General features: G+C 39.1%; 18 protein-coding genes. 14 read left to right on the forward strand and 4 right to left on the reverse strand.

All coding sequences use genetic code 11. From position 1 onward, the window contains the following. Positions 1 to 23 precede the first annotated feature (23 nt). The 6 genes from ACQKNS_RS00140 to ACQKNS_RS00165 all read left to right on the forward strand — a co-directional run bounded on the left by ACQKNS_RS00140 (position 24) and on the right by ACQKNS_RS00165 (position 6578). Entirely contained in the window at positions 24 to 1400 is a 1377-nt protein-coding gene (locus ACQKNS_RS00140) for a sigma-54-dependent transcriptional regulator (protein WP_427640577.1), read from the forward strand. A 162-nt stretch (positions 1401 to 1562) separates the two neighbouring features. After that, positions 1563 to 2567, forward strand: a complete 1005-nt coding sequence (locus ACQKNS_RS00145) for a TAXI family TRAP transporter solute-binding subunit (RefSeq protein ID WP_427640578.1) — start codon at positions 1563 to 1565, stop codon at positions 2565 to 2567. 19 nt (positions 2568 to 2586) lie between these two features. Continuing rightward, positions 2587 to 3687 carry an ABC transporter substrate-binding protein gene (locus tag ACQKNS_RS00150; RefSeq protein ID WP_427640579.1) on the forward strand — a complete coding sequence of 367 codons (1101 nt, stop codon included), beginning with the start codon at positions 2587 to 2589 and terminating at the stop codon, positions 3685 to 3687. 46 nt (positions 3688 to 3733) lie between these two features. Next, positions 3734 to 4864: an ABC transporter ATP-binding protein gene (locus ACQKNS_RS00155; RefSeq protein ID WP_427642086.1), complete on the forward strand. Its 1131-nt coding sequence runs from the start codon at positions 3734 to 3736 to the stop codon at positions 4862 to 4864. After that, complete coding sequence (locus ACQKNS_RS00160; protein WP_427640580.1) at positions 4828 to 5772, forward strand: ABC transporter permease; 945 nt, start codon at positions 4828 to 4830, stop codon at positions 5770 to 5772. Before ACQKNS_RS00155 ends, ACQKNS_RS00160 begins: the two co-directional genes overlap by 37 nt. Next, complete coding sequence (locus tag ACQKNS_RS00165; protein WP_427642087.1) at positions 5772 to 6578, forward strand: ABC transporter permease; 807 nt, start codon at positions 5772 to 5774, stop codon at positions 6576 to 6578. Before ACQKNS_RS00160 ends, ACQKNS_RS00165 begins: the two co-directional genes overlap by 1 nt. Positions 6579 to 6640: 62 nt before the next feature. On the opposite strand, the gene ACQKNS_RS00170 is transcribed toward ACQKNS_RS00165, so the two are convergent. Continuing rightward, the gene (locus ACQKNS_RS00170; RefSeq protein ID WP_427640581.1) at positions 6641 to 7282 is read right to left on the reverse strand and encodes a hypothetical protein; all 642 of its coding nucleotides are present in this window, start codon (positions 7280 to 7282) and stop codon (positions 6641 to 6643) included. A gap of 109 nt (positions 7283 to 7391) precedes the next feature. Here ACQKNS_RS00170 and ACQKNS_RS00175 point away from each other — a divergent pair, with 109 nt between their 5' ends. Continuing rightward, positions 7392 to 8798 carry an FAD-binding oxidoreductase gene (locus ACQKNS_RS00175; RefSeq protein ID WP_427640582.1) on the forward strand — a complete coding sequence of 469 codons (1407 nt, stop codon included), beginning with the start codon at positions 7392 to 7394 and terminating at the stop codon, positions 8796 to 8798. Continuing rightward, positions 8795 to 10126 (forward strand): (Fe-S)-binding protein, encoded by a 1332-nt coding sequence (locus ACQKNS_RS00180; RefSeq protein ID WP_427640583.1) that lies wholly within the window; start codon positions 8795 to 8797, stop codon positions 10124 to 10126. The genes ACQKNS_RS00175 and ACQKNS_RS00180 overlap by 4 nt, the downstream gene beginning before the upstream one ends. Positions 10127 to 10411: 285 nt before the next feature. On the opposite strand, the gene ACQKNS_RS00185 is transcribed toward ACQKNS_RS00180, so the two are convergent. Then, positions 10412 to 11041 carry a homoserine/threonine efflux transporter gene (locus ACQKNS_RS00185; protein ID WP_427640584.1) on the reverse strand — a complete coding sequence of 210 codons (630 nt, stop codon included), beginning with the start codon at positions 11039 to 11041 and terminating at the stop codon, positions 10412 to 10414. 136 nt (positions 11042 to 11177) lie between these two features. Between ACQKNS_RS00185 and ACQKNS_RS00190 the strand changes: the two genes are divergently transcribed. From ACQKNS_RS00190 to ACQKNS_RS00205, 4 genes are all read left to right on the forward strand, one after another. Further along, the gene (locus ACQKNS_RS00190) at positions 11178 to 12005 is read left to right on the forward strand and encodes a TrmB family transcriptional regulator (protein ID WP_427640585.1); all 828 of its coding nucleotides are present in this window, start codon (positions 11178 to 11180) and stop codon (positions 12003 to 12005) included. 589 nt (positions 12006 to 12594) lie between these two features. After that, positions 12595 to 13407 (forward strand): methyltransferase domain-containing protein, encoded by an 813-nt coding sequence (locus ACQKNS_RS00195; protein WP_427640586.1) that lies wholly within the window; start codon positions 12595 to 12597, stop codon positions 13405 to 13407. 469 nt (positions 13408 to 13876) lie between these two features. Beyond that, the gene (locus tag ACQKNS_RS00200) at positions 13877 to 14575 is read left to right on the forward strand and encodes a GntR family transcriptional regulator (RefSeq protein ID WP_427640587.1); all 699 of its coding nucleotides are present in this window, start codon (positions 13877 to 13879) and stop codon (positions 14573 to 14575) included. Next, on the forward strand, positions 14565 to 15482 hold the full coding sequence (locus tag ACQKNS_RS00205) for a DMT family transporter (protein ID WP_427640588.1): 918 nt from the start codon (positions 14565 to 14567) through the stop codon (positions 15480 to 15482). Before ACQKNS_RS00200 ends, ACQKNS_RS00205 begins: the two co-directional genes overlap by 11 nt. Positions 15483 to 15829: 347 nt before the next feature. Here the strand turns inward: ACQKNS_RS00205 and ACQKNS_RS00210 are convergent, their stop codons facing one another. Next, entirely contained in the window at positions 15830 to 16201 is a 372-nt protein-coding gene (locus tag ACQKNS_RS00210) for a cyclic-phosphate processing receiver domain-containing protein (RefSeq protein WP_427640589.1), read from the reverse strand. A gap of 394 nt (positions 16202 to 16595) precedes the next feature. On the opposite strand from ACQKNS_RS00210, the gene ACQKNS_RS00215 reads away from it, so the two are divergent. After that, the gene (locus ACQKNS_RS00215) at positions 16596 to 16775 is read left to right on the forward strand and encodes a hypothetical protein (protein WP_427640590.1); all 180 of its coding nucleotides are present in this window, start codon (positions 16596 to 16598) and stop codon (positions 16773 to 16775) included. A gap of 180 nt (positions 16776 to 16955) precedes the next feature. Here the strand turns inward: ACQKNS_RS00215 and ACQKNS_RS00220 are convergent, their stop codons facing one another. Next, complete coding sequence (locus tag ACQKNS_RS00220) at positions 16956 to 17744, reverse strand: FadR/GntR family transcriptional regulator (protein ID WP_427640591.1); 789 nt, start codon at positions 17742 to 17744, stop codon at positions 16956 to 16958. A 510-nt stretch (positions 17745 to 18254) separates the two neighbouring features. Here ACQKNS_RS00220 and ACQKNS_RS00225 point away from each other — a divergent pair. Then, positions 18255 to 19643: an FAD-binding oxidoreductase gene (locus tag ACQKNS_RS00225; protein ID WP_427640592.1), complete on the forward strand. Its 1389-nt coding sequence runs from the start codon at positions 18255 to 18257 to the stop codon at positions 19641 to 19643. Positions 19644 to 19645: the final 2 nt, after the last annotated feature.

A 19645-nucleotide genomic window follows, 5' to 3' on the forward strand; every position in this document is an offset into this window, starting at 1 on the left:
AACCTGGAAAGAGGAGGAGTAATATGAAAATGCATGTATTGGTGATTGATGATGAACCTGCTATTTGCACGGCTCTCAGCTTTGCATTGGAAGATTCCTATCAAGTCGTGACAACCACTGACCCGGATGAGGGGCTCCGGAAGATCGACAATCAGCCTTTTGATATTGTATTGCTTGATTTGAGAATAGGAAATAAAAGTGGACTTGATGTCCTGCAGAAAATTAAACAAATAGAACCTAACATAACAGTCATCATGATGACTGCCTACTCATCCATTGAAACTTCCATCGAGGCCATTAAAAAGGGGGCCTACTACTATATTGAAAAGCCAATTAATATAGAAGAACTCTCTTTGCTCTTGATGAGGGCAGCCGAATTCAAACAGATGTCCAATCAATTGGAGACATTACATGAAGAATTGGAGATTCAAAAGGGATTTGGTAACTTCCTAGGCAACAGCAAGGCGATGCAGCGTATTTTCTCAATGATCGAAAGAGTGAAAGATATTGATTCAAGTGTTCTTATCACGGGTGAAAGCGGTACTGGAAAGGAGCTTGTAGCCCGGAATATCCATACGCTAGGTAGAAGGAAAAACAATCCAATGCAGATTGTCAATTGTGCAGCCATTCCTGAGATGCTACTGGAATCCGAATTGTTCGGATATGAGAGGGGAGCATTTTCCGGTGCAACACAGAGGAAGGAAGGGAAATTCGTTGCTGCTAATGGAGGCATCCTTTTTCTTGATGAGATTAGTGAAATGCCCCTTCCTCTTCAAGCCAAATTATTACGAGTATTGCAGGAACGGGAAGTGACGCCTCTTGGGTCCAATGCTAAAATCTCATTGGATGTCCGTATTATAAGTGCAGCAAATAAAAACCTTGAACAAATGGTGATGGAAGGGGAATTTAGGGAGGATCTGTATTTCAGGCTAAATGTCATTCCCATCTCGATGCCGCCTCTAAGAGATAGAAAAGAAGATTTGCCAATCCTTATGGATTATTTTATTAAAAAGCACGCTAAGGATATGAATCGTGAAGATAAGACGTTCTCGGCAGCTGCACGTCGGATTTTACTGGATTATCATTACCCTGGGAATGTCCGTGAGCTTGGTAACATCATAGAATATGCTGTCGCCCTATCACACTCGAAAAAAATGGAGGATACCGACTTGCCGCAATATGTTCAAGAACAGAAGTTCATTCTCCAGCCGGGTGGCAATGACGACGATTTTAATAGTTTCAAAATCCCTATTGGCATATCCATGAAAGAGATAGAAGAAAAAGTCATAACGGCCACTCTTCAATACTGTAAAAACCATCGGCAAAAAACAGCTCAAATCCTAAAAATTTCTGAAAGAAGCCTTCGTGATAAAATCAAGCTCATTTCAAAAGGAGAATAAAAGGTAAATCGTGTTAATCGGCATTTTTTTCTGGGTAGCCGGCAAAAATTGCCGATTTATACGAATATATCATGCAATAAATCGGCAGGATTTGCGTTTTAAAGCAGAAAATCGACTTGGCATGATATTTGCATCTAAATACATTAAGAAAGGAGGGCCACGATGAAGAATGGAGCACTCTTTATAAAATTCGTTTTGTTATTTTGTTTCATGACAGGATGTTCTTTTATGAATGAGCAGCAGGAAATATCTAAACCTGCTACTACCTTGATACAAAGTCAACTAACTTCTGAAGGACAGGATTTAAATAATAGGATGCTAATCATTGGAACTGGAGATATGACAGGTGTTTATTTTTCGTTAGGACAAAGGTTATCAAATATGTATGAAAAATATAATGGAACTGTTTCAGGTACCCAGGTAACCCATGCTTCCATCGAAAATACGGATTTGGTTAGCCGCCATCGTGCAGAAATTGGTTTTACCACAGTGGATGTACTGGATTTGCCTGAAACGGATAAATCCAAGTTAAGAGCTTTAACGGCCCTATATTCCAATTATGTACAAATTGTTACTACTAAACAAAATGATATCGATTCCTTAGAAGATTTAATTGGTAAACGCATAAGTGTGGGAACGGCAGGGAGCGGTACAAGGCTTATTGCAGAGCGGATACTGTTAGAATCTGATTTACCGACTGATCAATTGAATTTATCCTATCTTTCTTTTTCTCAATCTGCAGAGGCATTACGAAATGGTAGCATTGATGCAGCTTTCTTTTCTTCAGGAATTCCGAATAATGAAATCGCTTTCATATCCAAGCAGACCGAACTATCTTTTATTCCAATCCCGGGAGAAATCATTGAAGGCCTTCAAAAGCAATATGGTGTTTATACTCGTGATGAAATTCCCAGAGATACATACGGAATGAAAAAAAATGTCCAAACGATTTCAATTAAAAATGTCCTGGTAACCTACAAGGAAATGTCTGATCCTCATGCATACAGTCTTGTGAAAACATTATATGAACATCTGCCTGAACTACAGCATACACATCCAGCTGCTTCTGATATTTCAATAAATGAAGCAACTAAACAAGTTCCACTTGATTTTCATCCAGGGGCCATGAATTATTTCAATGAACAAGGAATTATTGGAAGTCAATGAAAAACGGGAGGTAATGACCATGAAAAAACTGTTGAGTCTTTTATCAATAATAGTATTGATCGCTCTTGCGGGATGTGGTAATCCCACTCCGCAAAAACCGGGGGAATCCGTCCAAACGGGTGCGAGTGAAAAAGGAGAGAAAAAAATAACGATTGCCGGTAATGGCGGTGTTATTGAAAGTGCCATCAGAGATGTGATCGCACCAAAGTTCAAAGAAGAAACGGGAATCACTGTTAATTACATTTCCGGTTTATCAGGTGAAATCCTATCCAAAGTGGAATTACAGAAGAATGCTCCGCAAATAGATGTTGCCCTTTTTGTACCGGTTGATGTAATTCGAGCGAAGGAAAAGGAACTGATCGTACCAATTGATGAGTCTAATGTTCCCAATATGAAATCGGTGGATCCACGTTTCATTCCGGTTGAAAAGGCTGCCGCACCGGCATTCGGTTTAGTCATTGCGCCAGCTTATAATACGGAAACCTTTAAGAAGAAAGGGTTAAAATCAATTGAATCATGGAATGATCTTGTATCACCTGATTACGAGGGTAAAACAGCATTTTCGGATATAACGAATGACTGGGGTTTCAATACCCTTAATGGCCTGGCGATTTCAAACGGAGGAAGTACGGAAGACATGGAACCAGGTCTTGAAAAAGCAAAAGATCTTGCAGCTTATTCCAATACCTTTTATAAAAACTCTACCCAAATGATGCCAGCTGTCCAACAAGGAGCTGCTGACGTAACCGTCATGGGAAGTTACTCCATAGGTGAACTAGCCGTTTCAGGTATTCCCATTAAAATGTCCGTACCTAAAGAAGGTGTACCACTTCAAGCCTTTAGTGCCGGACTTGTGAAAAATACACCTAATAGCAAAGAAGCCCTTGAATTCATCAACTATGTAATCAGTGAAGAAGCGCAAGCATTAATTTCCGAAAAAGGATTTTATCCGACGGTAGAAGGAATGAAAATCCCAGAGAAATATGAAGAGTCAATCGGCCTTAAAGCAAGTGATAAAACATTCAAACCTGATTTCGCCAAGTTTGCAGAAATCCGCGCCGAGGTGTCAGATAGATGGGCGAAAGAGGTTACTCCTGAATTAGGGAAAAAACTCAAATAAAAAGGAGCGTGTTGATCACATGGAAGTATTAAAAAAAGATATGGATATGAACAGGCAACACCTGGAGGCAGTTCAGGGGTTTTGCTCGAACAAAAATGATGTAGAGATAAAAGGCGCGTTTAAACAATTTGGAGCGAATGTTGTCCTGAATGGCATTGACCTGGAGGTGAAACAAGGAGAGTTACTTACTCTTCTTGGGCCTTCGGGGTGCGGAAAGTCCACAACCTTGAACCTAATTGCAGGGTTCCTCGATGCAGATCGTGGTGAGGTCCATATTAAAGGCAATAATGTGACGAAGGTTCCTCCTTATAAGCGAGATTTAGGAATGGTTTTTCAAACTTATTCGCTTTTTCCTCATATGACAGTCTATGAAAATCTTAGTTTTGGTTTGAAGCTGCGCAAAGTTAGTAAAGCTGAGCAAAAAAAGAAGATAAGTAAAGCGCTTGAATTAGTGAAAATGTCAGGATTGGAGAATCGTTATCCAAGGGAATTATCAGGAGGTCAGCGTCAGCGTGTTGCAATTTCCAGAGCACTTGTAGTTGAACCGGAGCTCCTTTTGCTTGACGAACCGCTTTCAAACCTTGATGCAAAGTTGCGCCATGAACTCAGGGCCGAGATAAAGCGTTTACAAAAGGAAATTGGCGTAACGACCATTTTTGTGACCCATGATCAAGAAGAAGCTCTTTCCATGTCAGATCGAGTCGTGGTCATGAATGCTGGGAAAATTGAACAAATCAGTACTCCTACTGAGATTTACAATCATCCCAAGACTGAATTCGTATTTCAATTCATCGGGAAATCGAATTGTTTTGAAGGGAATGTGTCTGCTGTGGATAAGCGGAAAGTTTCAGTCAAGATAGGGCCTGATATCACCCATGTCGATGCAAACAACATCATGGGAAATGATAGTGATTTGAAAGCCGGTGATGAGGTGAAGCTTTATATTAGGCCGGAAAAACTGCAAATTGTTTCTCTTGATGAATCAACCTCTCCATTGGATTTCCAGCATGCTAAGATCAGCCAGATTAACTATCTTGGTACCTCTTGGGAAATTAATGTTCTATTACATGGGAAAAGTATTCAAGTGTTGACTTCCGCTTTTGATTCATCATGGCAAAATGGAAGTGAGGTGTTGATTGGATGGAGCCCATCAGAAGTTATGCTAGTCAAGAAATAGAACATGAAACGAATCCTATTGAACCGCAAAAGGAACCTAAAATCAAGAAAAGGAAAGTCTGGTTTCCGGGATTACTCCTGTTAACGCCGATTCTGCTTTTCATATTTGGATTCTTTGTCATACCGATGTTATACATTTTATATTTAAGCTTCATATCAACGGATAATCTTGGAGGAGCGGATGCAGTTTATAGCCTAAAAAACTATACACAATTATTTACCGATAGCTATTACTTATCTTCTTTATGGCTAACAGTGAAAATCAGCTTATATTCGGTTTTGGTTGCTTTATTTCTTGGATATCCGGTAGCTTTGACGATGGCCAAAAGTTCAGCACGGATCAGGGGGTATATCACTCTCTTGATTGTGTCACCGCTCTTGGTAAGTATAGTTGTCCGTAATTTTGGCTGGTACCTTTTGCTTTTGCCTAATGGAACGATTAATCAAACCTTGATGGCGCTTGGCATAATAGATGCACCATTGAAACTATTGTTTTCGGAAATCGGAGTGGTGATTGGGCTATCCAATGCATATCTTCCTTTCATGATCTTATCCATCGTTGCCAGTTTATATAATATTGATCCTTCCCTGGATAAGGCAGGAGCAATACTTGGGGCAAGCCCATTCAGAAGGTTCTTTTCGATTACTTTACCGTTAAGTATCCCAGGTATCGTATCTGGCTGCATTCTCGTATTCAGTTTATCAATGAGTGCTTATGTTACGCCTGCACTGATGGGAGGAGCCAATGTGCCGGTGATGCCTGTTGTCATCTATGATCAAATAAATAACTTGCTGCATTGGACATTCGGATCTGCTCTTTCTTACATTCTATTAGCAACCACTGTCATATCAGTGGCCGTCTTTACCAGAGTGTTTGAAAAAGGGAAATTCAAGGAGGTATTCCGATGATGAAAACATTTGGCGGCCTTCGGATTGCCGTAGCCGTGTTGGCAATTATCTATATTTTGATACCTCTCATTGTCGTTATTCCCGCTTCTTTTACAAGTGCCAATTATCCAAGTTTTCCGGCTGAAGGCTTCTCACTGCAATGGTATGCCAAGATTTTGGAACGTCCTGAATTTTTGGAAGCCTTTTTGAACAGTGCGAAGTTCGCAGCTTTAGCTGCCCTTTTTTCCGTCATATTCGGAACTTTGGGTGCCCTTGGCATCGCAAAGTATGATATACCGGGAAAATCGTATATTACGGCCCTTTTAACTTCTCCATTAAGTGTGCCGCAATTAGTCTTGGGAATTGCACTTTTAATGTACTTTACACCAATGATGCTTGCAGGTACGTCTACGGGATTTTTAATTGCCCATATCGTCATTTGCATACCATATGTTATGCGGCTCGTATTAACCGGTTTAAGTGGATTTGATTATAATCTCGAACGTGCCGCGGCCATTCTGGGAGCGAATCCATTCACAGTATTCATGAAAGTGACACTGCCGCTAATTGGATCCGCGGCCATATCAGGGGGATTATTCGCATTTTTGACCTCATTTGATAATGTAACGGTCTCTCTCTTTATGGTATCACCGGAAATGAGAACGCTGCCGATCGAAATATTCTCGCAAATGCAGGATGCCTACAATCCAATCGTTGCATCCGTGTCAAGCGTGGTTATTTTCATATCAGTCCTACTAATCGTCATACTTGAAAAAATTCAAGGTGTCGGAAAAGTTTTTGGTGGTTCCCATCATACTAACGGTTAAAAACGAGATGAATGATGTGACAAACGATCCTGCTCGAAATGTTCTGATTTAACGAAGAAAACTCATCCAAACGTCCCATTCAAATGAGCCAAACACCTTTTAGCAGCCAATAGTGGAGCCGTTAGGACAGGGACAGAAGGATTAACCTGCTTTGCGATATGTTCCATACTATATTGTGAAAGCAAAATCACTTCTGTCTTCCCATCCAATTGTTCCACCATCTTTTTAACCCGGTCGTCATGCTCCTTTCTTCTTCCTTGTGATAATAAATGAATGATCCCGGGATCCACCAATGACTCGATCATACAGTCGGGATTTTTATTTAATAAGTAATTTTGGAGGGCAATAGGAGTTTCTTTTACGGTTGACACCAGGCCGATGCTAGCATAACGAAGCGCTTCATCGAGCATGGCCTCATCAGAACGAAACAACTTTACAGGGTATAGAGGTTGTAAAATTGAAGTGATGTCATTAAACGCAGAGCAAGTAAGTTGGATGCATGAAACGTCAGAATCATAGGCTATATTCACTAATGAAGAAAACCGGCGGATGATTTCCGGAGTCAACTTGCCGCTCTTTTCCATCAAGGCGAGAAGACCTGTGTCCATGAAATGAAGGAGTTCAATGTTTGGAGCAACAGTCTGAAAAGCCGCTTCAATTGGTTGTAATGCAGTTGTGGTTGCGTGTATCAGTGCGATTTTCAAAAAAAAACCTCCTTTTCTTTCAACATTATACTAGCAGAATCATAAAATTCTATTATTTTACATATAAATAGTTCTTTTCCAATTGATTATAAGAAAGGAAGTGAGAAGCATGGAGAAAGAAGCCCTGGACGACCTTAGGCAGATAATTCCAGATGATAGAATGTTCCTTGATCTGGCAGAAAGGTATTGTTATAGCTATGATGCTTCTTTTGGGGAATATTTACCTGAAATCGTAATTCAGCCAAAAAATGCAGAGGAAATCAGTGAAGTGATTAAATTGGCCAATACTCACAAAATACCTGTTTACCCTAGGGGATCTGGAACTTCACTAAGTGGAGGCCCATTACCTGTTAAAGGGGGGATGGTTCTTGATATGACCCTTTTAAGGGATAAATTGATCATTGATCGTGAAAATATGCTAGCCATTGTCTCTCCAGGTGTAATTACGGCAAATATCCATAAAAAGGCTGAAGAAGCAGGCTTGTTCTATCCGCCGGATCCAAGCAGTTCCAATGTTGCCACAATAGGAGGGAATCTATTAGAAAACTCCAGCGGCCCAAAGGGATTGAAATACGGAACGACGAAAGAATATGTGATAGGCCTGGAGGTGGTCACCCCGACGGGAGAAATCATTCGTACTGGGGGAAAGACCGTAAAAAATGTTACAGGGTATGATTTGACCCGATTGATCGTAGGATCGGAAGGTACCCTGGGCATCGTTACTGAAGCAATCATCCGCTTAATACCAAAACCTCAATCAAAACAAACATTTGTGGCCCACTTCGATCATTTGATAGACTCTGGCCATGCCATTACCAGCATTTTATCGTCAGGGATTCTACCATCTGCCCTGGAACTGATGGATAACGCGTGTATCCGTGCTGTCGAAAGCTATCGGCCTTCAGGATTGCCTCTACAGGCAGAAGCCATTCTGATCATAGAAATAGATGGTCACCCATTGGCGATTGAAGAAGAAATCAATAAATGCGCCGATATATGCAAGGCGGAAGGTGCTTCCTACGTCAAGATAGCGGAGACAGAGGACGAACGCCAAACTATTTGGAGTGCGCGTAAATCTGTTTCACCGGCCATTACACAAATGGGTCCTACAAAAATTTCTGAAGATGCGACCGTTCCACGCAGTCAAATACCGGCGATGATGGAGAGATTAAACATTATCCGGGAGAAATACGAGTTGAACTTGGTTGTATTCGGCCATGCAGGTGATGGCAATTTACATCCGAACATCATTACCGATAAACGAAATGTCACGGAAATGAAAAAAGTGGAGCTTGCAGTCAGTGAAATTTTTGAAGCCGCAATCGAACTAGGCGGAACACTTTCCGGGGAACATGGTATCGGTACTTTAAAGTCACCTTATATGGAAATGGAATTAGGAATAACAGGGGTGAATATGATGAAAAAAATTAAAGAAGCATGGGATCCCAATAATATCTTGAATCCAGGAAAGATTTTTCCTGAAAAAGGCCAGACAAGGGTCGTGTTGGTTACATGAATCTACCCGTCAAACCGAACGAGACAAATGCAGTGGCCCATAATTTATATTCAGATGCCTATGATTGGACAAACCAATGTGTGAAATGCGGTTACTGTTTACCAGCTTGCCCTACATATGAATCAATGGGAGTGGAATCCGCCTCTCCACGCGGTCGAATCAATCTAGTGAAAATGGCTGCCGAAGGCAAAATAGATTTTCAAAAAGATTTAGCTGAACCGATCGACCTCTGTTTAGGATGCCGTGCTTGTGAAACTGCATGTCCAGTCGGTGTGCCATACGGACATATACTTGAAGCGGCAAAGGAAGCCATTGAAAACTCCCCGTCAGCCAACCAAAAAAACAAAATGAACAAGATCAAAAAACTGGCATTGGTTCATCTTTTTCCATATCCTAAACGGATGAACAGGATTGGAAGTGCAGTACAGTTCTATCAAAAAACAGGATTATCCAAGCTTATCCGTTCATCGAATGTACTGCAAAAGGTTTCTCCTGCCCTTGCACATTTAGAACAAGCACTTCCAGCCATCGAGTCGTCCTCCAAACGAATCCGGACAGGTACGATAATGCAGGCAAAGGGAGAAACGAAATTAAAAGTGGCCTTTTTTTCTGGGTGTATCATGGATTCCATGATGTCACGAATAAATCGTCTTACCATTGAGCTGCTCACCTTAGCAGGTTGTGAAGTCATTCTTCCTGAAAATCAGAATTGCTGCGGTGCACTGCATTCCCATCAAGGTGAAACAAATCAAGCGAAAGCATTGGCAAAGAGGAATATCCAGGCCTTCATGCAATCAGATGCCGATGTAATTGTAAATAACGCAGGAGGCTGCGGCTCTTCGCTACTTGAATATGGACATTTATTGGCAGATGATCACGAATGGGCTGGGGCGGCAAGGGCTTTCTCGGAAAAATCAAAAGACATCAGTCAAGTTCTTCATCAATTGGGGCCGCTCCCCTTTACTGAAGAATGGCAAGGCATCGTTTCCTATCAAGATTCATGTCACTTACGCAATGTTCAAAAGGTCCAAAAGGAACCTCGTTTATTATTGCAATCCATACCAGGTGTTTCCTATGTGGAAATGGAAGGGTTTGACCGTTGCTGTGCATCTGGAGGTATCTATAATCTGCTCCACTTTGATGAATCCATGAAAATTCTTGATGAGAAAATGAAGAACCTTAAAGAAACGAAAGCAACTACCATAGTTACGGTTAACCCTGGATGCCAAATGCAAATGAGCATCGGCATCCAGAGGGAGGGAGCGGCAAACCAAATAAAAAGTATGCATCTTGTTGAAGTACTTGCCAAGGCTTGCGGCTTGGATTAATAAAAAGGAATTGAAACTTCATAGGTTATTACCCGTCAGTATTTTTTCACTTTTGTGAAAATACTGGCGTTTTTATTTTCAATTAATGAATGACCTTGTTAGTGATCTTAATGAATGTCTTTGTAGATTCATCATGCAGTGCCATATGTAATAATGAAAGATTGATTAGGTGCAACTTACAGTGCGGGTCAGTACACAGTATGTGAATTGCATGTACATACAAACGAAAAAAACCGTTCAATTTTCTGAACGGATAGATTCAAATTATATGTGTTAGTAAATGACCTAAATTCCTGTTTTAATGCCAAAACCTATTAAAATTAAGCCAGTTGATTTTTGGAATGCTTTCTGGAATTTGGAGTTGTTCATCCATTTTTTTGCGTAATCAATTAGAAACACAAGAAAAAGAAACCACAATACAGCGAGCAAGGTTAAGATGAAGGCTAATATAATCAATTGCTGGTTTACATTTCCGCTCAAATTGATAAATTGCGGCATGATGGTTATATAAACTAAAACGGTCTTTGGATTAAGAATATTATTAAGTAATGCTTGCATAAAGGAATCTTTATTATGCCGGCTTGAATACTTCGTAGGTGTATTTGCTTGTGCTTGAATTTCTTTTAAGGAAAAAACGCTTTTAGCAAAAAAACTTTTTATCCCTAAATAAATTAAGTAGGCGGCTCCCAAATATTTGATTGTACTGAAAAGAATCACAGACTTTGCAATTACAACAGATAGTCCAAGAATAGCAATAAGCGTCCAAAAAGAAAGTCCCGTTGCCATTCCGAGAACGGTATAACGTCCAGCTTTTGGACCATAGCTTAGCGTGTTTTTCACTAAGAGCATTGTATCTGCTCCAGGTATAATAACCATCATTGCAACGATTGATATGTATGTAAGTAAGCTATCCATACTATTTCTCCTTTCCTTTAGATAGTGGTTACTAAAGTAACTACTTGTAAGTATATTAGATGAAAATGGAAATCGTCAACAGATTTTGCTAAAATATTAGTTACAAAGGTAGCGACTACGGTTGTGTGGAGGGTATATGAAAGAAAACATTTTAGACACATTAAAAAATCTAAATTTTACCGAATATGAAGCAAAAGCATATCTTGCCTTATTGGAAGAATCGCCATTAACAGGCTATGCAGTTGCAAAAAAATCCGGTGTACCACGTTCAAGAATCTATGAAATCCTGGACAGTCTCGCAATAAGAGGAGATATTCTAGTTAGTCCTGGAAACACACCACAGTATACTCCCGTTCCTGCAAGGGAACTAATAAAAAACCGCCGCATGAAAGCAGAAGAAAATTTTGAACTGGCAGAAAAATCATTAGCGGAGTTTGAACGTTCTGCAAATGATCGTGAAAACATCTGGAATATCATGGGACGTAATGAAATACTCGATAAGGTAAAAGCTTGTATTTTATCTGCTAAAAAAAGAATACTCTTAGAGATTTGGGAAGAAGAATTCGAAGAATTAGAGTCTGAGCTAAGACAGGCAGCAAATAAAGGAGTCAATGTTACGATTATTGCCTACGGGGAAATCGTCTGTGATTTTGCTAATGTATATCTCCATTATATGGGGCATGAAATTACAGAAGAATATGGCGGACGATGGCTTGTTATTAGTGGAGATGATTCAGAAGTGGTAGCAGGTATTGTCTCGCTTGGTAAAGATAGCCGTGCAGCATGGACCATGCATGTGGGTTTGGTAATGCCTATTACAGAAGTCATGATCCATGATTTGTATCTCATGGAAATCATGGAGAAACATAGAGACCTCTTAGAAGAAAGCTTTGGTGTAAACCTCGTTAATTTACGCAAAAAATTTTCTATCCATCCAGATTATAAAAAACATTACGTGGACTAGATTTGTGCCATTATTGCCTTTTTTACAACATAATAAGAAAGCGTACATTATTGTTAACAATAAGGCATGAATCCAAGCAGGCTTTATGCCTTTTAATGATGAGCATATGTGCGGCAAGCTTGTTGGGGCAAACACCGCACTACACTCGACTGATTGATGATAAGCAGATGATTAAGAAGTATAACTATATTAAAATATGGAAACAGGTATAATAAAGAATGGAATAAACCATCGTCATTCTCACACATATCATGAAAAATGATTCTGTATATAAAGCTCAAGAGGCCGCATAAATTGAAAAGAATAGGCGAAGATGTCCAATTGACAGCAAGGAAAAAGGCCGAATTGGTTAAAGGATTGACCACTGCTTTATCGATTAGATAAAAGGTCGTTACTAAAAAAGAGGAGCGAAGTTTTTGCTCCTTCTTCTTATGGCGAAAACAATCGCTTTAACTGGCGTATGATACTACGTTTAAAAAAAGGAAGTATTTGGATGGATAGCTATCTTTCAATTTGAAATCAAACGTTCATACACCACACCAGAATACGGTGAAAACCGGTAAATACATACGAATTCAGGGGAGAAAAGATGACTGATTATATTGAACTTTGGAAACAGGCAATGGCAGATCATACAGGGAAGATACCAACCAGGCTAAAAGATGATGCAGCAGAAGAAGCTTTTTGGTCTTCCAAGATGGCAGGGAAAAAACAACATAAATCGGATCCATATGCAAAAACTGTCCAGAAAGAGTTATTGGCATTATTAAAACAGGATGATCATGTATTGGAAATCGGCCCTGGATGGGGCAATTATACATTCGATATTGCTAAAGAAGTCAGGAAGCTTACTTGTATAGATAGTTCCAAAAGCATTATCAGTTTTTTGAAATCCCAGGCGAACGAAAAAGGTTTCGAAAACATGGAATTGATTCATGATAAGTGGGAAAGTGATGCCAAAAGAGACAGATATGATGTAGTATTTGGTTTTAATTGTTATTACCGTATGACAGAAATCGGTCAAACCTTATTAAAAATGGATGAGTCTGCAACCCGGTTAGTGATAGTAGGTATGACAACCGGACCAGAAAAACCTCATTATATGGAATTGAAGCAACGGGGATATACGATCAATTTAAGAAAGCGGGATTACATACACATCTTGAATGTTTTGTATCAACTCGGAATACTGGCGGATTGTAAGATCGTTAAATTGAAAAGCAAAAAAACCTATTCCACATATGAAGAAATGATTCGCGATAATACAACAAAAATTCTCGATGAAGATTTTTCCTATGATGAAGTAAAAACAATCCTTAATAAATATGTGGTGGAAAAAGAGGGAGTTTTCGAATATGAATATCCGTTTCATGCAGCTTTGATGTATTGGAATCCGAGGTGAAATTAACTTTCCGGTACCATTTTCTCTAAATTCATTATCTTCTTTTTTAAGTCCTTCAGGAAAAAGGTATTTTTTCTGAGGGACATTCGCAAAATAATAGTAACAAGGCTACAAAAAATTGATGGGAAAACGGAGTGAGAATGATACATGAAAGAAATATCCGAAAAGAGATTTTGTGAAACTTGTAAAAAAGAGACAGTACATACAGTTACTGAAGATGCATTAGAAATAGAATATGCCTGTAATGAGTGCGGTCAGCACGAAGACATTTTCAAGACATTTTTTTAGAAAACATTCATTCTTGGCTTGTTGACAAGGCCATCAAGAACGAGCCTAACGCCATGTGGTGGAGCAATTATGAAATCATTTGAAAAAATGCAGCGGTAAAATTTTCTCGTTTCTATTTCAACGGCATGCATTGTGTGATATATTGCATATTATATATTGGTAACTCAAGGAGATTAAGCCGTTGATACATTCAAGTTCATCACAAAAAATTAAACGTACTTCTGTACGTGAAGAAGCATATATGATTTTGCGGGATTGGATTGTACAGGGAGACCTAACGCCAGGCCAACAATTACGTGACAAAGAATTAGCTGAACAATTGGGAGTAAGCAGAACCCCCATTAGAGAAGCACTTTTAAGGCTTGAGGATGAGGGATTTGTAGAGACCAAGCCTAGCCGTTCAACTATTGTTGCCCCTATTCAATTCGAAGGGGTATTAAATTTATATTCCATTGTTTGGACACTGGAAAAGTTGGCAATGGAGCAGGCTTTTGCTTTCATTGAAGAAAAACACTTAATGGAGATGGAAGGCATCAATCATGAGGTCAAAAAAGCAATCAACGAAGGAAATCAAATAGTGGCCGTTCAGAAAGATGATGAATTTCATTCCATTTACATCAATCTTTCTAGAAATGATGAAATAAAGCGGATTCTATCAGGACTCAAACAAAAACTTATACGAATGGAACTGTTTTATTTCAAACAGGTAAGTGATGTTCATCTTACCGTTGATGAGCATGATCAAATCATACAGGCATTAAGGGATGGAAATCTCACTTTGGTACTTAATATGATAGAAAAGAATTGGAAAGAAAGTTACTATAGAATTCAAGCACATTCGGAACGTGTAAAAAGTGGTGAAGATAAATATGAGCAATGATACTTTAGTGGCTATATCCACTTCAAGAAATAAAGGGATTGCACTCGTACTGACTGGAGCTGCGTTATGGGGAGTATCAGGAACGGCAGCTCAATATCTATTTCAGCATCAAGGTTTTAGCCCTGAGTGGCTCACTGTTGTACGCTTGTTGCTTTCTGGAATCATCTTATTGGGGGTCGCATATAAGAACGAAAGACTGAAAGTTTTTGAGATTTGGAAAACTAAAAAAGATGCGGTTCAAATTATCCTTTTTTCAATTTTGGGAATGCTTGCCGTTCAATACACATATTTTGCAGCAATTGAACATGGCAACGCAGCCACAGCTACAGTCCTTCAATACTTGGCACCGGCCCTTATCACTTGTTATTTAGCCATTCATTCCAGACGTTTTCCAAGCATTACTGTGAGTGTAGCTGTGATCATAGCGATTTTAGGCACTTTTTTGCTTGTGACTGGAGGAAGCATACATACACTTTCCATTTCCGGGTGGGCAGTATTTTGGGGAGTAACATCAGCCTTTGCATTGGCATTCTATACATTGCAGCCTTCTAAACTCCTAACTAGGTGGGGTTCAATGATTGTTGTGGGATGGGGCATGTTGATTGGGGGCATATGCTTTAGCATGATTCATCCTCCATGGGCATTCGAAGGCAATTGGACGTTCCCTTCATTTTCGGCGGTTTTATTCATCATCATTTTCGGTACGATCATTGCTTTTTATTTTTATTTGGAAAGTACAAAATTCATCTCTGCTTCAGAAGTAAGTCTATTAGCTTCAGTTGAGCCATTATCGGCAACCTTAATTTCCGTTTTCTGGCTGAATGTAACATTTGGTTTTGCAGAGTGGCTCGGCACACTCTGCATTATAAGCACCATTACGATTTTATCTATCGTAAAAAACAAGTAACGTCAGTTGTAAACCGGGCAAAAAAATGGAATTTCTGCTGTAGAATATAAAGTGATATATAAACTGCGATGAAGCTCGAGCATACATGAAAAAAGCAATTACACTCCATGTGAATTGCTTTTTTTCATTTTACGAATTTTACGCATGCATTTAATCATTAAAAAGACATTGATTTTTAGAAATGCTTTTATACCCTGAGCAACTTTTACATGTTACGGCAGTTGGCGAGATGGTCAAACTCATTAACAGTAACGTCTTCAAGTTGATTTAAGATGAAAATGATCGTTTCTGCAATACGATTTCAAAAGCAGTGTATCAATCTTTTATGAATTATTATAGAGAAGAGTTTATCTTATATCTATATAATGTTGCAGAACCTTTGACGGGAAGAATTTGAGGGGCAGGGGGCGTAAGGAAACAATAATGGCAGGGGGCATTGTTAAATTCCGTTGTGCTTGCTTTAAACAGGTATACATCGCTTTACCGCCAACTGAATTAGCAGAGTGAATAGTGATGCGGTTAGCAAAAAGTTTTTCTTTGACCATCTTTTGAACAAGCATAAAACCATTTCTAGTTTTATTTAATAAATCATGGTCCAAAGAGAGGTGTTCAATATCAAAGTTTTGCAATAGCTCTATACATTCGTCAATAGTCTCGACCAACACATAGCCATCGGGAGCTTTCCGATAGTCATCCAGAAAAACGCTGATTTTCTCCATTTCTTCTACTCCTCCTTTATACAAGTGTGATTAATGAAAGTCAAAAAACCCCAAGAAAATATGGTTTTCTATATTAAGTCTAACACAACAATGTATGAAAGGGACATATTCGACGTTAAAGGCTACTTTACGACAGCCTTTTTTTATAATTTCTTTTCCTTAACGTTGTGCTTCTTCAAAAAATGGGTCTTTACTAAAAGGATGAACTGTAACTGTGCATCCCCTTATGATACTAATTTGTATGGTTTCTTTTAAACTAGCATATCGTCTTCCTTCAGTTAAATAACTCCCTCTAAATATCCCTTGTGAAATATGATACAAAACATCCTCTCAAAAGTTAATAATTGTAAAAACTAGGGTAAAAGGTAATATCTTAACTAAAAGGAGAAGTGATATGTTACATCCAGAAGAGATTTTCCTAGTAATAAGGGACAAAACATTGCTGTTGGAATTAAAGGAACAAATAAATGACTATCATATTTTCTACCTATCAATGATTAATGATCAGCTTTCATTGATTGATAATGCCTTAAAAGAATGTAACGTTGATTCCTGCACTATTTCAAAGAGATAAAACTGACATTCACTGTCTTATATATAAAGGGAATCAAATTTAACTATTAATAACCAATTTTAGCGCCCTCTGAGAAAGGCGCTTTTTAATGTCAAATTTAATTGGTCTCCGACAATAAATCAATTAGCCATGATTCAAGAGATATACCTCTAAATTCTGGTTAGTTATATCGCAAGCGGCTTATTTATCACCGTCAGCATTACGATGATGGTCTTTTTCATTTTGATATGCAACAATTTTGGCATCATCTCCAATGCTTTCAAGTGTAGCCGTTGCCATCTGTTCTCTAATGCGAATGATATGGGCGTCCATTAGTTGCTTGGCTTTATCCGCTTCCTTTAATGCGATAGAATAGTAGATTTCTTTGTGTTCTTGAAGCGTTTCTTGAAAATGGCCTGGTTTTGCGAAACGATGCCGTCTAGTGGCACGAATTGTTTCTTTCATTTGGTCACTAAGGGTATGGACCAATCCAGCAAATATGGAATTGTTTGTGGCTTGTGCGACACTGTAGTGAAACAGCAAATCTGCTCGCAAGCCTAATTCTTCATCATGTTCGGAACGTGCCATTTCTTCTAAAGCGTTAAGAATATTTTGTAAATCTATAGAGTTTGCTCTCTGTGCAGCAAGAAACGCACACTCGGTTTCAATTACTCGACGGACTTCAAGCATTTCAAAGACCATGTTGTCTTTAGCTTTAATGATTGAGTTGGATAGCTGTTCGATCAGAAACTTAACATCGGATTGTCTGATAAATGTCCCGTCACCTTGTCTGACCTCTATGACTCCGTTAATCTCCAATACACGAAGGGCTTCTCTGATAGATGTTCGACTCACTTTAAAACGATTGGACAACTCCCGCTCAGGGGGTAATTTATCTCCAGGTTTCAATTCACCGCTCATAAAAGATTCCTTAATTTGATTGAAGATGATTTCGTACACTTTTGGGGATTTAACTGGTATAGAATCCATTACTTCCTTCACATCCTTCAATAACAACAAGTGGGTACGACTATTAGTGGAATCATCTTAACAAGCATTCCTTAATGAAGCAAGAGGATAATTTAAGACATCAATATTGGTTAGACCAATTTTGAAAATATAATATTACTTAATTTCAGTCTAATCCGTTCATTTCGCAATTGAAGGCGATTGTTTTTTTGTTAGAAGGTAGGAAAAACAACAATAACCACTTTCAGAAATACCAGTCATTTATGGAGAAATGGAATAGACGTTTAATTGTTGAAAAAGTCAAAAAATTTAGTATAATGAAAATTGGTTAGACCAATTATGAAAAGAACATCATTGGTCTAGGTCTAACTATTCACTAATGGAAGCGATATCATTTTAATTTTTGAGGGGGAAAACATTTATCAATTCAACAGTTGAAGTTTTGAAGTAGAAACTTAATCTTGGCATAGGTACGACCAAAGCTTTCGATATGACAAAAACGGATGCTAAAGCAGAAAGAAGGAGAATTGAATGGAAACGGCTAGTATAAATTTGATCAACGCTTTAAAGGGAGTCCTTTCGGAAAATCAAGTATCAGTAAACCAGACAGTAAGAGAATTGCATGGACGAGATGAATCATATCATACTGTAAGTCTTCCCGACATTGTTGTATTTCCGGAAACAACAGAGCAAGTTAGTGATGTTGTGAAATTGGCCAATATGCTTAAAATTCCAATGGTTCCTTTTGGGCTGGGATCGAGCCTCGAGGGGCATGTCATACCGTACAATCATGGCATCACTATTGACTTTTCACTAATGAATAAAATTCTTGAAGTGCGTGAAAACGATTTTCTCGTAAAGGTTCAGCCTGGCGTAACGCGTTCGCAACTAAACAAAGAATTGAAAAAATATGGTTTGTTTTTTTCCGTGGATCCTGGAGCTGATGCTACCCTGGGCGGAATGGCGGCAACAAATGCCAGTGGAACCACATCAGTTAAATATGGTGTGATGCGTGACCAAGTCCGTGACCTGGAAGTGGTACTTGCAGATGGTTCGATTATACATACTGGCAATTTGGCAGCTAAATCGTCATCAGGTTACCATCTAAACGGTATTTTTGTTGGTTCTGAAGGAACCCTCGGCTGCTTTACGGAATTGACGTTGAGAGTATACGGAATTCCTGAGCACGTTATGGCGGCAAGAGCATCATTTCCGGCGTTGAACCATGCGGTAGAGGCTGTTGTATCCATTTTGCAGTCAGGTGTTCCAATTGCAAGGGTGGAGCTAGTCGATGAACCCTCAATGAAGCAGGTCAACCTCTATAGTGATACAAGCTATAACGAAGCGCCTACACTGTTTTTGGAGTTTCATGGTAATGAAGCAGGGTTGAAGCAAGATGTAGAGTTCACTAAAGAAATAGTAGCAGAACATCATTGTCTCGATATTGAATTTGAGGCAGATAATGCCGCCAGGAACCGCCTATGGGAAGCTCGCCATAATCTTGCCTATGCTTATATTCATGGCTATCCTGGAAAAAAACTGATGGTGACTGATGTCTGTCTTCCGATTTCAGAACTATCTGGTGCAATTCACCATGCAAGGGAGGCCGTTGATTGTCTGGGTCTTACCGGTGGGATTGTCGGCCATGTAGGCGATGGAAACTATCACGTACTCTTAATGATTGATAACAAAAATCTTGAAGAGATTAAAAGAGCAGAACAGCTAAATGAACAAATTGTCCTATATGCCCTTGAGCGGAAGGGAACATGTACTGGGGAGCACGGTGTTGGTGTCGGTAAACAAAAATACCAGAAAAAAGAACATGGGAACTCGCTGTTTGTGATGGAAAAAATCAAAGTAGCCCTTGATCCAGATAATTTATTAAATCCAAGTAAAATATTTATGCAAGAAAGAGTGTGATG

Origin of the sequence: Peribacillus sp. NPDC094092 (genome assembly GCF_050279365.1) — a bacterium.
Taxonomy (GTDB): domain Bacteria; phylum Bacillota; class Bacilli; order Bacillales; family DSM-1321; genus Peribacillus.